Annotated in this window: 10 protein-coding genes; 4 read left to right on the top strand and 6 right to left on the bottom strand. The window is 68.8% G+C overall.

Annotated elements, in window-relative coordinates:
- Position 1: 1 nt before the first annotated feature.
- Both AB0N66_RS11165 and AB0N66_RS11160 read right to left on the bottom strand, forming a co-directional pair.
- Complete coding sequence (locus tag AB0N66_RS11165; protein WP_365431430.1) at positions 2 to 649, bottom strand: CoA transferase subunit B; 648 nt, start codon at positions 647 to 649, stop codon at positions 2 to 4.
- Complete coding sequence (locus AB0N66_RS11160; RefSeq protein ID WP_365431427.1) at positions 649 to 1,431, bottom strand: CoA transferase subunit A; 783 nt, start codon at positions 1,429 to 1,431, stop codon at positions 649 to 651. The genes AB0N66_RS11165 and AB0N66_RS11160 overlap by 1 nt, the downstream gene beginning before the upstream one ends.
- A gap of 266 nt (positions 1,432 to 1,697) precedes the next feature.
- On the opposite strand from AB0N66_RS11160, the gene AB0N66_RS11155 reads away from it, so the two are divergent.
- Entirely contained in the window at positions 1,698 to 2,162 is a 465-nt protein-coding gene (locus AB0N66_RS11155) for a MarR family transcriptional regulator (protein WP_365431424.1), read from the top strand.
- 129 nt (positions 2,163 to 2,291) lie between these two features.
- Here the strand turns inward: AB0N66_RS11155 and AB0N66_RS11150 are convergent, their stop codons facing one another.
- The gene (locus AB0N66_RS11150) at positions 2,292 to 3,314 is read right to left on the bottom strand and encodes a DUF3048 domain-containing protein (RefSeq protein WP_365431421.1); all 1,023 of its coding nucleotides are present in this window, start codon (positions 3,312 to 3,314) and stop codon (positions 2,292 to 2,294) included.
- Between the two features lie 189 nt (positions 3,315 to 3,503).
- Positions 3,504 to 4,574 (bottom strand): ATP-dependent DNA ligase, encoded by a 1,071-nt coding sequence (locus AB0N66_RS11145; RefSeq protein WP_365431419.1) that lies wholly within the window; start codon positions 4,572 to 4,574, stop codon positions 3,504 to 3,506.
- A gap of 74 nt (positions 4,575 to 4,648) precedes the next feature.
- Between AB0N66_RS11145 and ligD the strand changes: the two genes are divergently transcribed.
- Positions 4,649 to 5,665, top strand: a complete 1,017-nt coding sequence (ligD, locus tag AB0N66_RS11140) for a non-homologous end-joining DNA ligase (protein WP_365431416.1) — start codon at positions 4,649 to 4,651, stop codon at positions 5,663 to 5,665.
- Between the two features lie 82 nt (positions 5,666 to 5,747).
- Here the strand turns inward: ligD and AB0N66_RS11135 are convergent, their stop codons facing one another.
- Complete coding sequence (locus AB0N66_RS11135; protein WP_365431413.1) at positions 5,748 to 7,964, bottom strand: family 16 glycoside hydrolase; 2,217 nt, start codon at positions 7,962 to 7,964, stop codon at positions 5,748 to 5,750.
- A complete protein-coding gene (locus AB0N66_RS11130) occupies positions 7,964 to 10,393 on the bottom strand; it encodes a ThuA domain-containing protein (RefSeq protein WP_365431755.1) in 2,430 nt (809 codons plus the stop codon). The genes AB0N66_RS11135 and AB0N66_RS11130 overlap by 1 nt, the downstream gene beginning before the upstream one ends.
- A gap of 274 nt (positions 10,394 to 10,667) precedes the next feature.
- Here AB0N66_RS11130 and AB0N66_RS11125 point away from each other — a divergent pair, with 274 nt between their 5' ends.
- Positions 10,668 to 11,621, top strand: coding sequence for a multicopper oxidase domain-containing protein (locus AB0N66_RS11125; protein WP_365431410.1), 954 nt, complete (start codon positions 10,668 to 10,670; stop codon positions 11,619 to 11,621).
- A gap of 479 nt (positions 11,622 to 12,100) precedes the next feature.
- Positions 12,101 to 13,147 carry a LacI family DNA-binding transcriptional regulator gene (locus AB0N66_RS11120; RefSeq protein WP_365431407.1) on the top strand — a complete coding sequence of 349 codons (1,047 nt, stop codon included), beginning with the start codon at positions 12,101 to 12,103 and terminating at the stop codon, positions 13,145 to 13,147.
- Positions 13,148 to 13,161 lie beyond the last annotated feature (14 nt).

Genomic DNA, 13,161 nt, shown 5'->3' with positions numbered 1-13,161 from the left:
TTCATGACTGGATCTCCTCGGGGATGTGGACCTTCGCCGCGGTCTTCGCCACGATCTCCTCCGCTGTCACGCCGGGCGCGGTCTCGAACAGCACCAGCCCCTCCGGCGTGACGTCGAGGACACCGAGATCGGTGATGATCCGGTTCACGCACGCCCTGCCGGTGAGCGGCAGCGCGCACTCCTCAAGGATCTTCGGCGAGCCGTCCTTGGCGGTGTGTGTCATCACGACGATGACTGTGCGGGCGCCGTGCACGAGATCCATCGCCCCGCCGATCCCGGTGATCATCTTTCCGGGGATCGCCCAGTTGGCGAGGTCGCCGCCCGCGGACACCTGCATGGCACCGAGTACGGCGACGTCGATGTGCCCGCCGCGGATCATCCCGAAGGACAGCGAGGAGTCGAAGTACGAGGCGCCGGGCAGGACCGTGACGGTCTCCTTGCCGGCGTTGATCAGGTCAGGGTCGACCTGGTCCTCGGTGGGGTAGGGGCCGGTGCCCAGGATGCCGTTCTCCGACTCCAGGACGACCTCCACACCCGGCGGGAGGTAGTTGGGGATCAGCGTCGGCAGGCCGATGCCGAGGTTCACGTACTGGCCGTCCTGAAGCTCGCGCGCGGCGCGGGCGGCCATCTGTTCGCGGGTCCAGGCCATCAGCTGTTCACCGTTCCGTCCGCGGCGGGCGCCGAAACCGTCCGCTGCTCGATCATCTTGGCCTGCGCCTGCTCGGGGGTGAGGGCGATCACGCGCTGCACGAAGATGCCCGGCAGGTGCACCGCGTCCGGGTCGATCCCGCCCGGTTCCACGAGCTCCTCCACCTCGGCGATCGTGATGCGGCCGGCCATGGCGGAGAGGGGGTTGAAGTTGCGGGTGGACTTGTTGAAGACCAGGTTCCCGTGCCGGTCGCCCCTGGCGGCCCGTACGAGCGCGAAGTCGGTACGGATGCCACGCTCCAGCACGTACTCGGTGCCGTCGAACTCCCGCACCTCCTTCGGCGGCGAGGAGAGGGCCACGCCGCCCTGGCCGTCGTAGCGCCAGGGCAGTCCGCCGTCGGCGACCTGGGTGCCGACCCCTGCCGGGGTGTAGAACGCGGGGATCCCGGCGCCGCCCGCGCGCAGCCGCTCCGCGAGCGTGCCCTGCGGGATCATCTCGACCTCCAGCTCACCGGACAGGTACTGGCGGGCGAACTCCTTGTTCGCGCCGATGTACGAGCCGGTGACGCGTGCGATCCGCCCGGCCGCGAGCAGCACCGCGAGGCCGGACTCCATCGCCCCGCAGTTGTTGGAGACCACGCCGAGCCCGCTGACACCGCGTTCGTAGAGGGCCTGGATCAGCACGTTCGGTACGCCGCTGAGGCCGAAACCGCCGACCGCGAGCGTCGCGCCGTTCGGCACATCGGCCACCGCCGCCGCGGCTGTGGCGACCACCTTGTCCATCCGAGAAGCCCCATCTCTCCCGAGCGTCATCTCCCCGAGCGTTCAGCGCCTCATTTAATCAGGGCACTGATTATTTCTTCGAGGTTTCAAACACGCTGCCACCCTGGCCTCCTTCCGTCAAGACCTCCAGGGAATGTGCAGGTAGGTGTCTTGGAACGGGGCGAGACAGGTGACCCTGCGGCCGGGTATCGTTCAGTGCACCTACTAATCTGATCCCGCTGTGCGGCGCGTTCACGGCGCCGCGCGGGCCGAGCCGAGGAGCGCACATGGCCGCGGTGGACCTCTCCACCCACCCCGGGCACCTGGCCCGGCGGCTACAGCAGGCGCACTACCTGCTGTGGAACACCATGGTCTCCGAGGAGATCACCTCGCCGCAGTTCGCGGTCCTGAACGCGCTCGTCGCGGAGCCGGGCCTGGACCAGCGCACCGTGGGGGAGCGGGTGGGCCTGGACCGGTCCACCATCGCCGAGGTCATCAGCCGGCTCGGCCGCCGCGGTCTGCTCGACAAGGTGCGCGACCCGCAGGACGGCCGCCGTTTCCTGCTGCGCCTCACGGACGACGGGGCGCGAACGCACAAGAAGCTGACCGTCCGCACCGCCCGTATGAACCAGGTCTTCCTGGCCCCGCTCTCCGCCGACGAGCAAGCCGTGTTCTTCGACCTCATCCAGCGCGTCTCGGACGCGGCGGAAGGACTCCGCAATCCGGCGGATCCGCTTGTCGTCCAGCGCTAGGGTCTGTCCCGCGTGTCCGGCATGATCCGCCGGACAGGCCCTAGGCAGGCATGCAGACGCCCGACGCCGCCGCCCGCACGGAGGCGGGAGCGGCGATCGAGCACCGGCCGGGGCGATGTCACTTCCCGGTCATGCCTTCGCGAAGACCACCCACACCTGACCCTTCGCGAAGTTCATCGGCGCACCGTCCGCCGTCGTGAACTCGGTGCCGTCCTTGGCGCTGGGGCGCGCCCAGTTCACGTTGAAGGCGCGGCCGTCGCGCAGCACCTTCGCCCTCCCCGAGCCGACCGTCTCCGTGTACGGCGTGTTGTTGCCGAGGACGTCGTGGAACTTGGACTCGCGGACCTTCACGTACTGCACGACGACCGTCGCGGGAGCCACCGTCTTTCCGTCCGTCGTCACGGTCGGCGTGCCGTCCATGTCCACCAGCCAGCGCTTCCGGCTCGCGGACCAGGTGAAGGTGAAGCGGGCGGCGGGGAAGCGCACGGTCTGCGAGGTCTGCGGGCTGCCACTTGTGGGCGCCGCACCGAAGTGGAACCCGGTGGTGAGGGCGGCGGAGCCCGGCGCGGTGGGGGTCAGCCGCTGGGGGCGCAGGAACAGGTTGTGCGGTGAGGCCTTCCCGGTGCCGCGGTAGTAGGCGTCACCGGATGTCGTGTCCGGCGAGTACGCGTGCAGTGGCGCCCGGTCGATCAGTGGCAGCAGCTTCTGCTGCGCCCCCGAGAAGGCGAGCGTCGGCTCGTCGAACTGGCGCAGCAGCTCCAAGTCCGACTCGCGCGCGCTGCGCACCGGGCCGATGACCTTCGGCAGTTTGCTCGCGTAGACCGCCATCAGCCGGCTCAGACCGCCCTCGACCTGCTCCGCGTACACGATGTCCGCCGCTTCCAGACCCGTCTGGGGGCGGGCCGCGTGTACGTTGTCGATCTTCACGGCGAGCACCGAACCGGCGGCGGCAGTCGGACTTGGCGTCGGCTTCTCCTCGCCCACCTGGCTCGGGTTCGGACTCGGGCTCACGCTGGGTCTTTGACTGTGCCCGCGCCCGTCGTCGCTCGTGCTGCCTCCCGAGGTGCAGCCCGTCATCAGGGGAGCTGTCACCGCGGCGGCCAGCAGCGCCGCCGTCATCGCGCCGCGCCGCATTCGCGCCATCTGTCGCATGCCCACCGTGCCACCCTGTCCCGTGTCATCGATTGTCCGCTTATACGTTCAACGGTGGACATACCCGTTCGGTTCTGATCACGCGCGCTCAGTGGGCCGATCGGCTCAGCGAAAGCCTCGGAGGTGGTGGGTGAAGGCAGCGGGAGCCGCCAGACGGCGGTCAGAAGTGGCCGGGGCGGTCGGGGGCGGTCAGTCCTGTGGGCCGAAGATCTCCGCGAGCTCGTACCCCACAGGCTCCTCCAGCTGGCTGTACGTGCAGCTCTCGGCGGTGCGGTCGGGGCGCCAGCGACGGAAGCGGGCCGTGTGGCGGAACCGCACGCCGTTCTCCATGTGGTCGTACGCCACCTCGGCCACCCGCTCGGGACGCAGGGGCACCCAGGAGAGGTCCTTCTTCGACGACCACCGGCTGGGGGCGCCCGGCAACCGTGCCGTCTCGTGCGCCGACTCGTCCGCCCAGGCCGCCCACGGATGCTCCCCGACATCTGCAAGGCGCAGCGACTCCAGCTCCTCCACCAGCTCCGCGCGCCGTTTCATCGGGAACGCGGCGCTCACCCCCACGTGCTGAAGGGTGCCCGTGTCGTCGTACAGCCCAAGCAGCAGTGAACCGATGATCGGCCCGCTCTTGTGGAAGCGGTAACCGGCGACGACGACATCCGCCGTCCGCTCGTGCTTGATCTTGAACATGGCGCGCTCGTCCTGCCGGTAGAGCAGGTTGAGCGGCTTGGCGATCACCCCGTCAAGACCCGCGCCCTCGTACTGCTCGAACCACTGGCGCGCCACGTCGATGTCCGTCGTCGCCGGCGCGACATGGACGGGGGCGGTGGCGCCGGACAGCGCCATCACCAGCAAGGCGCGCCGGTCGCCCAGCTCGACGTCCAGCAGCGCCTTGTCGGCCAGCGCCAGCAGGTCGAAGGCCACGAAGGAGGCGGGCGTCCGCTCGGCCAGCGTCCGCACCCGCGAGGCCGCCGGGTGGATCCGTTCCGTGAGTGCGTCGAAGTCGAGCCGCCCGTCCCGGGCGATCACGATCTCGCCGTCCATCACACAGCGCCCCGGCAGCCGCTCCCGCAGCGCCTCGACCAGCTCGGGGAAGTACCTGGTCAGCGTCTTCCCGGTGCGACTGCCGATCTCGATCTCGTCGCCGTCGCGGAACACGATCGCCCGGAAGCCGTCCCACTTCGCCTCGTAGTGCATGTCGGGCGGGATCCTCGCCACGGACTTGGCGAGCATCGGCTTCACGGGCGGCATCACCGGCAGGTCCATGGTTCGATTCTGCGCGGTTCCCGGGCCGTCCGCCCGGTGTGCGTGGCAGGCATCTCGGGCCTACCGTGGCTCGCATGGCAGAAGCGGTGGAACTGGAAGCAGCCGGGAGGACCGTACGTCTGTCCAGCCCGGGCAAGATCTTCTTCCCGGAACGCGGCTTCACGAAGCTGGACCTCGCCCAGTACTACCTCGCCGTCGGCGACGGGATCCTCCGCGCACTGCGCAACCGCCCCACCACCCTGGAGCGGTATCCCGACGGCGTGACCGGCGAGAACTTCTTCCAGAAGCGGGCGCCCAAGAACATGCCCGACTGGATCCCGACCGCCCACATCACCTTCCCCAGCGGTCGCAGCGCCGACGAGATGTGCCCCACCGAACCCGCCGCCGTCCTGTGGGCGGCCCAGTTCGGCACGCTCACCTTCCACCCGTGGCCGGTGCGCCGTGACGACGTCGACCATCCCGACGAACTCCGCATCGACCTCGACCCGCAGCCCGGCACGGACTACGCCGACGCCGTCCGTGCCGCCCACGAACTGCGTGCCGTCCTCGACGAGTTCGGCGGCCTGCGCGGCTTTCCCAAGACCTCCGGCGGGCGGGGCATGCATGTCTTCGTACCGATCGAGCCGCGCTGGACGTTCACGCAGGTTCGCCGGGCCGCCATTGCCGCCGGGCGTGAACTGGAACGCCGGATGCCCGACGCCGTGACCACCAAGTGGTGGAAGGAGGAGCGCGGGGAGCGGATCTTCGTCGACTACAACCAGACCGCCCGCGACCGGACCATCGCCTCCGCGTATTCCGTACGGCCCCGCCCGCACGCCCCTGTCTCCGCGCCCCTGCGCTGGGACGAGGTGGACGACGCCGTGCCCCGTGACTTCGATATCGCGACCATGCCGGCGCGCTTCGCCGAACTCGGCGACGTGCACGCCGACATGGACGACCGGGCCTTCTCGCTGGAGGCCCTGCTGGAACTCGCCAATCGTGACGAGCAGGATCACGGTCTGGGCGACCTGCCGTATCCGCCCGAGTACCCGAAGATGCCGGGCGAGCCCAAGCGGGTACAGCCGAGCCGGGCCAGGCACGAGGCCGACTGAACAACAGGGAGGCCCCGAGGATGCCCCGGAGCCTCCCCGATCAGAGCGTTGGCTCCGGAGCCTCCCCCGCACAGAGCGTCGGCTACAACTCCTTGATCCGGATGTCCCGGTACGAGACCACATCCGTCGTGCCGTGCACCTGAAGCCCGACATAGCCGGAGGCGAACCGTCGCCCGTCCGTGCCCGGGTCGTCCGAGCGCGGCGGGGTGAAGTCCTGGCCGCCGATGTTGTCGAACTCGTTGATGAGCACGCCGTTACGGAACACCGAGTAGTGCTGGTCGACCACGCGGATCTCGTAGTCGTTCCAGGTGCCCTTCTGGGTCACGCCCGCGCCGGCGAGGCCCACCCGGTCGAAGCCGTAGACGGACCCCGTCTTGTACATGTCGCCGTCGGGCTTGTCGAACACCTGCACCTCGTGCCCGTACTTGATGGCGACCCACTCCGGACGCGACTCCTCGGGGTGGTCGTGGACCCACGGGAACCGCACGAACACACCGGAGTTGGCGTTCCCGGTGCCCGGAGCGTCGTCACGCCACTGGAGCTTCAGCGAGAAGTCGCCGTACTTGCGCTGCGGGAACCACAGCATGCCCAGGCCCTGGACCGTGCTGCCGCTGGTGATCGACCCGTCGGCATTCAGCCCGAACGAACCGCCGCCCACCTGCGACCACTTGGCGAACGACTCCGGCGAGCCGTCGAAGATCGTGCTGTAGCCCTCGGTCTGGCCCGGCTTGCCGATGCCGGACTCCTCGGCCGCTTCGGTGACCGTGTCGTACTCGCGCTGGTCGATGACACCTTCCTTGAAGAGCTTGTCCAGTACGGTCTTCACGTGCTTGAGGAAGAGGGCATGAGAGGTCCAGTCCTTCTCGTCCTCGATCAACTCATTTATGCGGCAGCGGTTGTTGGTCACCCGGTTGGGCACGCCCGAGTCGACCGTGCCGACGATCACCGTCAACCGTTCGTCGAATTCTGGGCAGTTGGGTGCGGGCACCCCACCGCCCGACGCGACCGTGAAGCTCACGGACCGCGCCGCGGACGTGTTGCCCGCCTTGTCGCTCGCCCGGTACGCCACGGTGTGCGCACCGACGCGGTCGACCAACACCGAGGCGGTGTAGGCGAGATAGGGCCCGGCGTCGAGCGAGTACTCGATCGCGGCGACCCCCGAACCGCCGTCGTCATTCGCGCTCACCGTCACCTTGGCGCTATTGACGTACGCACCGTCCGAGTTCTTCGTCCCGTCGACGGTCACCCCGGTCACCGGCGGTGTCGTGTCGGAGGCCGGCGGCGCCACCACCGTGAACGCGACACTCTTCTCGGCGGCCGCGTTGCCCGCCTTGTCGGTCGCGCGGTAACGCACCTGGTGCGCGCCGAGCGCGTGCACCATCACGGGCGCCGTGTACGGCTGCCAGGCGCCGGAATCGACCGCGTACTCGATGGTGTTGACGCCGGAACCGGTGTCGGAGGCGGAGACAGTGACAGTCGCCATGTCGATATAGCCCCCTGCGGTATCACGCTCGCCGCTCACCGTCGCCGAGGTCTCCGGCGGAGTGGTGTCGTCCGTCGGCGGCGCCACCACGGTGAACGCGACGTCCTTCTCGGTCGCCGTGTTGCCCGCCTTGTCGACCGCTCGATAGCGGAGCCTGTGATCACCGACCTGGTCGACCACGACTGGCGTGGTGTACGGCTGCCAGGCGCCCGCGTCGCCGAGCGCGTACTCGACCCGCTCGACACCGGAGCCCGCGTCCGTCGCGTTGACGGTGACCGTCGCCGAACCCACGTACGCGCCCTGCGAGTTCTGGGACCCGGTCACGGCGGCCGAGGTCTCGGGCGCCGTCGTGTCCTCGCCGCCGCCCTCGGTGACGACGAGGATGCCCTGCATCGATCCATGGCCCGGAATCGTGCAGTGGTAGAAGTACCGGCCGGGTGTGAGGGTGACCTCGGCGGTGTGCAGGCCGCCCTGGTCGTCGAACGGGTTGGCCAGGATGTTGAGTTGGACGTCGTTGTTGAACTCGGGGTCGGAGGTCACGAACGTCAGCGTGTGCGGCATCCCGGTCGTGTTACCGGTCGCCTCGCTGTTCTCGAAGACGATCGTGGTCGGTCCCGCCACGGCCGTCGTCGGCGCGGACGTGTACTTGGTGATGTCGTCGCCCGCCGTCCAGGTGAGCGTCTGGGCGGCCGCGGTGCCCGAGGGGGCGTCGTCCGTACGCCCGAACGCGGACGTCGACGCCAGCCCGAGCACCATCAGCAGGGACGCCAGCAGGGCCGTCCACAGACGTCCTGTTCTTCGCCTTCGTACGTGCATCACTCCGCCTTCCTGGCGAGCCGGTCGGCGGCCGGAGTCGGTCCGCCGCCTGTGTAAGTCACCTTCCACAGCGCGGACTTGGAGTCCGAGGTGAAGAAGCCGCGGCCGTAGTCGAGGACGTACAGCGTGCCGTCCGGTGCGAACTTCCAGTCCATGAGGTTCTTGATGCCGTCGTTGCCGATGGGCACGATCTTCTTCAGGGACTCCGCGTGGACGGGGAGGCCGCCGTCCCCGGCGGTCTTCGGGTCGGTGATCACGGCATTGCGCGGCTGGTCGGCGTCGTAGAAGTCACCGACGAACCACTTGCCGTCCCAATAGGCGGGCCATTGACCGGTGTTGGTGACCGCTGCGTCGTACCGGTAGACCGGCCCGTTCATCGCCGCCTGGCCGCCGCCCTTCAGCCACGGAAGCAGATAGGTGGCCTCCTCGTTCTTGTACGAAGGGATGCCATTGGCGTCGCGTGGGAAGTCCGGGGCGCCGCCCTGGGGCGAGTACCAGATGTTGTTGCCGGTGACCGGCGGGATGTTGACGAGACCGTTGTTGTTGGGGGACTCGTTCTTCGGGTGGTCGCAGTCGTACCAGCCGAGCGGCTGCGTCGGATCCGGCAGATTGCGGTCACGGTAGGGCTGCTTGTTGCCCATGCAGTACGGCCAACCCCGGTTGCTCGCCTTGGTGATGACGGCGAAGGTGTCGTACTTGGCCGGGCCCCAGGTCGTGGAGGGCGCGCCCGCGTCAGGGCCGACCCATCCGGCGTACAGGGTGTCGGTGCTCTTGTCGACGGAGATGCGGGCCGGGTTCCTGACGCCCATGACGTAGATCTCGCCGCGGGTTTTGCCGCCGCCCTCGTCGGTCTCCTTGCCCGTGAAGAGGTTGCCCTCCGGCAGCGTGTATGTGCCGTCGGTCTCCGGATGGATGCGCAGGATCTTGCCGTTGAGGTTGTTGGTGTTGCCCGCGGTGCGGCGCGCGTCTGCGAACGAGACGCCCTTGTAGTTGGGCTGGGGATTATTGCCCGAGTAACCGTCGCTGAAGCCGCTGGAGTTGTTGTCGCCGGTCGCGATGTAGAGGTTGCCCTTGGAGTCCCAGGCCATCCCGCCGCCCGCGTGGCAGCAACTGTGGATCTGCACCGGCCATTTGAGGAGCACCTTCTCGCTGCTCAGGTCCAGTTTGTTCGTGGCAGGAGTGAGGGTGAAGCGGGAGACGCGACGCTCGGCCATCCGTGTGTCGCGGTTGATCTCGGAGTGCGGCGTGTAGTGGAGATACACCCAGCCGTTCCGCGCGAAGTCCGGGTCCAACTCGATACCGAGCAGGCCCTCTTCGACCTTGACCAGTTCGTCGCCGCCGCCTTTGTTGCCGAACACGGTGAGTGCGCCGGCCAGGGTGACCTTCTTGGTCTTCGGGTCGTAGACGTGGATCTCGCCCCTGCCCTTGCCGATGTCCGGGTTGTTCCAGTCGGTGATCACGGGCTGCGAGGAGTCCGCGCCGCCGCGACCGATGTAGAGCACCCGTCCGTCGGGCGCGGTCACCAGGCCGTGCGGCTCGCCGATCTGGTCGTTCTGGCCCGGCTGATTGGGCTGGGTCAGGCGCTCCGCCTTGTAGTTGGCGTTGATCGTCGCCTTGCAGTCGGCCTGCGCCAGCCGCGTCGTCCAGAGCAGGGCGCCGCGCAGATGCGCACGGAAGTCGGTCTCGTCGTACGCGGAGACCGTGCCGCCCATGCCGGTGTAGAAGGACCGCCCGCCGTCGTAGTCACGGCACCAGCTCACCGGGTGGTCCGAGCCGTTCTTGCTTTGGCCCGGCTGATACGTCGACTCACGCACCCGCGCCACGGTGTGCACGTCGCCCGAGGGATTCTTCACCCAGTTGAGCCACTGGTCGGGGCGCTTCCACTCGGTGGGCAGGTCCTTGGTGGCGGGATGCTGCCGGTCGCCCACCTCAACGGTCGCCCGCTGTACGGCTGTTGGGCTGGTGCTCGTGGGGCGGGCGCCGACGAGTCCGGTGAACCAGTCCGAGTAGGGCTCGGCGCGGGCCGCGTCATGGATGCCGAGGAATCCGCCGCCCGCCTCCATGTAGGACTCGAGGCCGGCCTCCTGCTCGGGGTCGAGGACATCCCCGCCGCCCGTCAGGAAGACGATGGCGTTGAAACTGCCCAGCGCCGTCTCGTCGGTGAAGACCGAGGCGTCGTCCGTCGCCTCCACCGCGAACCGCTGGGCGGCCGGGCCCGACAGGCCGATCTTCTCGATCGCCTCGATCCCGGCGTTGACGACCGGCGATTCGTCCCCGGCCGCGGCGGAGCCGTGGAAGAGCAGCACCCGTACGTTGGCGCCGCCCGGTGGCGACGTGATGGACATCGTTGTCAGCGCCGGATCCGGCGCCGGGCGCGCACTCGCGGACGGGGCGGAGAGCGCCCCGGCGGTGATGGCTCCGGCGGCCAGGGCGGCCGCCCAGGCGCGACGGTGCCTGCTACGTCTTCTCGCGCTCAACTCTCGTAAAACGGACGGTGTTTGATGCGATGTGAGCCGCATGTGGTCATCCACTCCTCGCCGGTCACAGACAGCGCATAGGAAGCTAGACCTCTTTTCGCGGCTCGCCAATAGGTATGACCGGGATGGAACGAACTTTGTCCTGAGTGTGGATAAACGGAGGTGGCGCGGCTACCGTCTCACAGGTTCAGCTCCGTAAATTCCGTACCAGGGTGGGGAGTTCGCCATGGACAGACGCGGTTTCAACCGGCGGATGCTGCTGGGCGGGGCGGCAGTCGCGGCCGGTGCGACATCGTTGTCGTCGGCCACGCAGGCGGTGAGCGTCGATGTCCCGGCGCGCACCGCGCCGGCCGGCGGCGAGGTCCGGCACATCAAGCTGTACGCCGAGAAGTTCGCCGACGGGCAGATGGGTTACGGCTTCGAGAAGGGCAAGGCCTCGATTCCCGGGCCGCTGATCGAGCTCAACGAGGGCGACACGCTGCACATCGAGTTCGAGAACACGATGGACGTGGCGGCGAGCCTGCACGTCCACGGGCTGGACTACGAAATCTCCAGCGACGGAACGAAGTTGAACAGGAGCGACGTCGAACCGGGCGGCACCCGCACCTATACCTGGCGCACCCACGCTCCCGGCCGCCGGGCGGACGGCACCTGGCGCGCGGGCAGCGCCGGCTACTGGCACTACCACGACCATGTCGTCGGCACCGAGCACGGTACCGGCGGTATCCGCAAAGGCCTCTACGGCCCGGTGATCGTCCGCCGCAAGGGCGACATCTTGCCCGATGCGACCTTCGCGATCGTCTTCAACGACATGCTGATCAACAACAAGCCCGCCCACTCGGGCCCCAACTTCGAGGCCACGGTGGGCGATCGCGTCGAGATCGTGATGATCACGCACGGCGAGTACTACCACACGTTCCACATGCACGGTCACCGCTGGGCCGACAACCGCACGGGGATGCTGACCGGCCCCGACGACCCGAGCCAGGTCATCGACAACAAGATCGTCGGGCCTGCCGACTCGTTCGGCTTCCAGGTGATCGCGGGGGAGGGGGTCGGGGCCGGGGCGTGGATGTACCACTGCCACGTCCAGAGCCATTCCGACATGGGGATGGTCGGGTTGTTCCTGGTGAAGAAGACGGACGGGACGATTCCGGGGTACGAACCGCACGAGCACTAGGGCCTGTCCGGCGAATCAGGTCGGAGGAAGGCAACGGCTCCCTGTAATCCCAGGTGAGCGGGGTCTGGTGCGTGCAGCTGCAAGGCGGAGGAGGGCGGCGACGCGGAGCGTCGGCAACCGACGACAACGCCGGAGATGGGCGTGCCAGACCCCGCGTCTCCGGCATGATCGGCCGGACAGGCCTTCTAGGTCTCGCTGATGTCCGGCACGCTCCATTCCAGATATGGGTCCTCGCGTGATGCACCGGAGTTCTCGCCGTCGGGAGGGCACCGAAGGCCCGTCCCGCATAACGCGCGCGGAGGCGGACGAACGGGGCCGGCGGAGTCGTGGAGCGGCTGCATGTGTCTTTCTCCTCGTCATACGGTGATCGTCGACGCCGCCGGCTGCCCGGCGTAACGGGATTCCGTGGACCGAGAGCGCTCTCACCCGGGCGGCGGCGCGGCTATCCTGATCCGCAACCGTCGAGGAGGTGCCCAGAGGTGACCGAGACAGCGTCGCGCCCCACGTTGGAGGCCGTGGCCGCGCGGGCCGGGGTGTCCCGGGCCACCGTGTCACGCGTCGTGAACGGGGGCGACGGGGTTCGCGAACCGCTCGTCGAGCGTGTCAAACGAGCCGTCGAGGAACTGGGGTACGTCCCCAACCAGGCGGCGCGCAGTCTCGTCACCCGGCGCCATGACGCGGTGGCCGTCGTGATCGCCGAACCAGAGACCAGAGTCTTCGCCGACCCCTTCTTCGGACTCCAACTCCGGGGCATCAGCAAGGAGTTGACGGCGCACGACTCCCAGCTCGTGCTGCTGCTCACGGAGGGCCGCGACGACCATGTGCGCGTCGGCCGCTATCTCGCCGGCGGGCATGTCGACGGCGCGCTCGTCTTCTCGCTGCACCTCGACGACCCGCTGCCCGGCCTGATCCACGGCGCGGGTGTCCCCACCGTCTTCGGCGGGCGTCCCGGCTGGGGCGACGGCCCACGCAAGGCCGTATCCGCCGTGTACGTCGACTCCGACAACCGGGGCGGCGCCCGCGAGGCCGTACGTCACCTCGTCGGACTCGGGCGTACGCGCATCGCGCACATCACCGGCGCTCTCGACCAGACGTCCGCGGTCGACCGGCTCGACGGGTTCCGGGACGTCATGGTCGACGGTGATCCGCGGCTCATCGCCGAGGGCGACTTCACTCCCGCGGGCGGCGAACGCGCGATGCGGGAGCTCCTGGAGCGCCGCCCGGACATCGACGCGGTGTTCGTCGCGAACGACCTGTCGGCCTCCGGTGCGCTGCGCGTCCTGCGCGAGCAGGGGCGGCGGGTGCCGGAGGACGTAGCCGTGATCGGCTTCGACGACATGCTGCCGGTCGCCGAGCAGACGGACCCGCCCCTGACGACGGTCCGTCAGGACATAGAGGAAATGGGCCGGTTGATGGCACGACTGCTGCTGCGCGGCCTCGACCGCCGGGGTGGCGAGGAGAGCCTGGGAGGCGCGCCCTCCAGTGTGGTGCTGCCGACCACCCTGGTGCGGCGGGCCTCGGCGTAGGAACGCGCGAGACG

This window comes from Streptomyces sp. NPDC093544, assembly GCF_040683495.1.
Taxonomy (GTDB): domain Bacteria; phylum Actinomycetota; class Actinomycetes; order Streptomycetales; family Streptomycetaceae; genus Streptomyces.
Note: the sequence above shows the minus strand (reverse complement) of the source record. Positions and strands in the feature narration are given on the sequence as shown.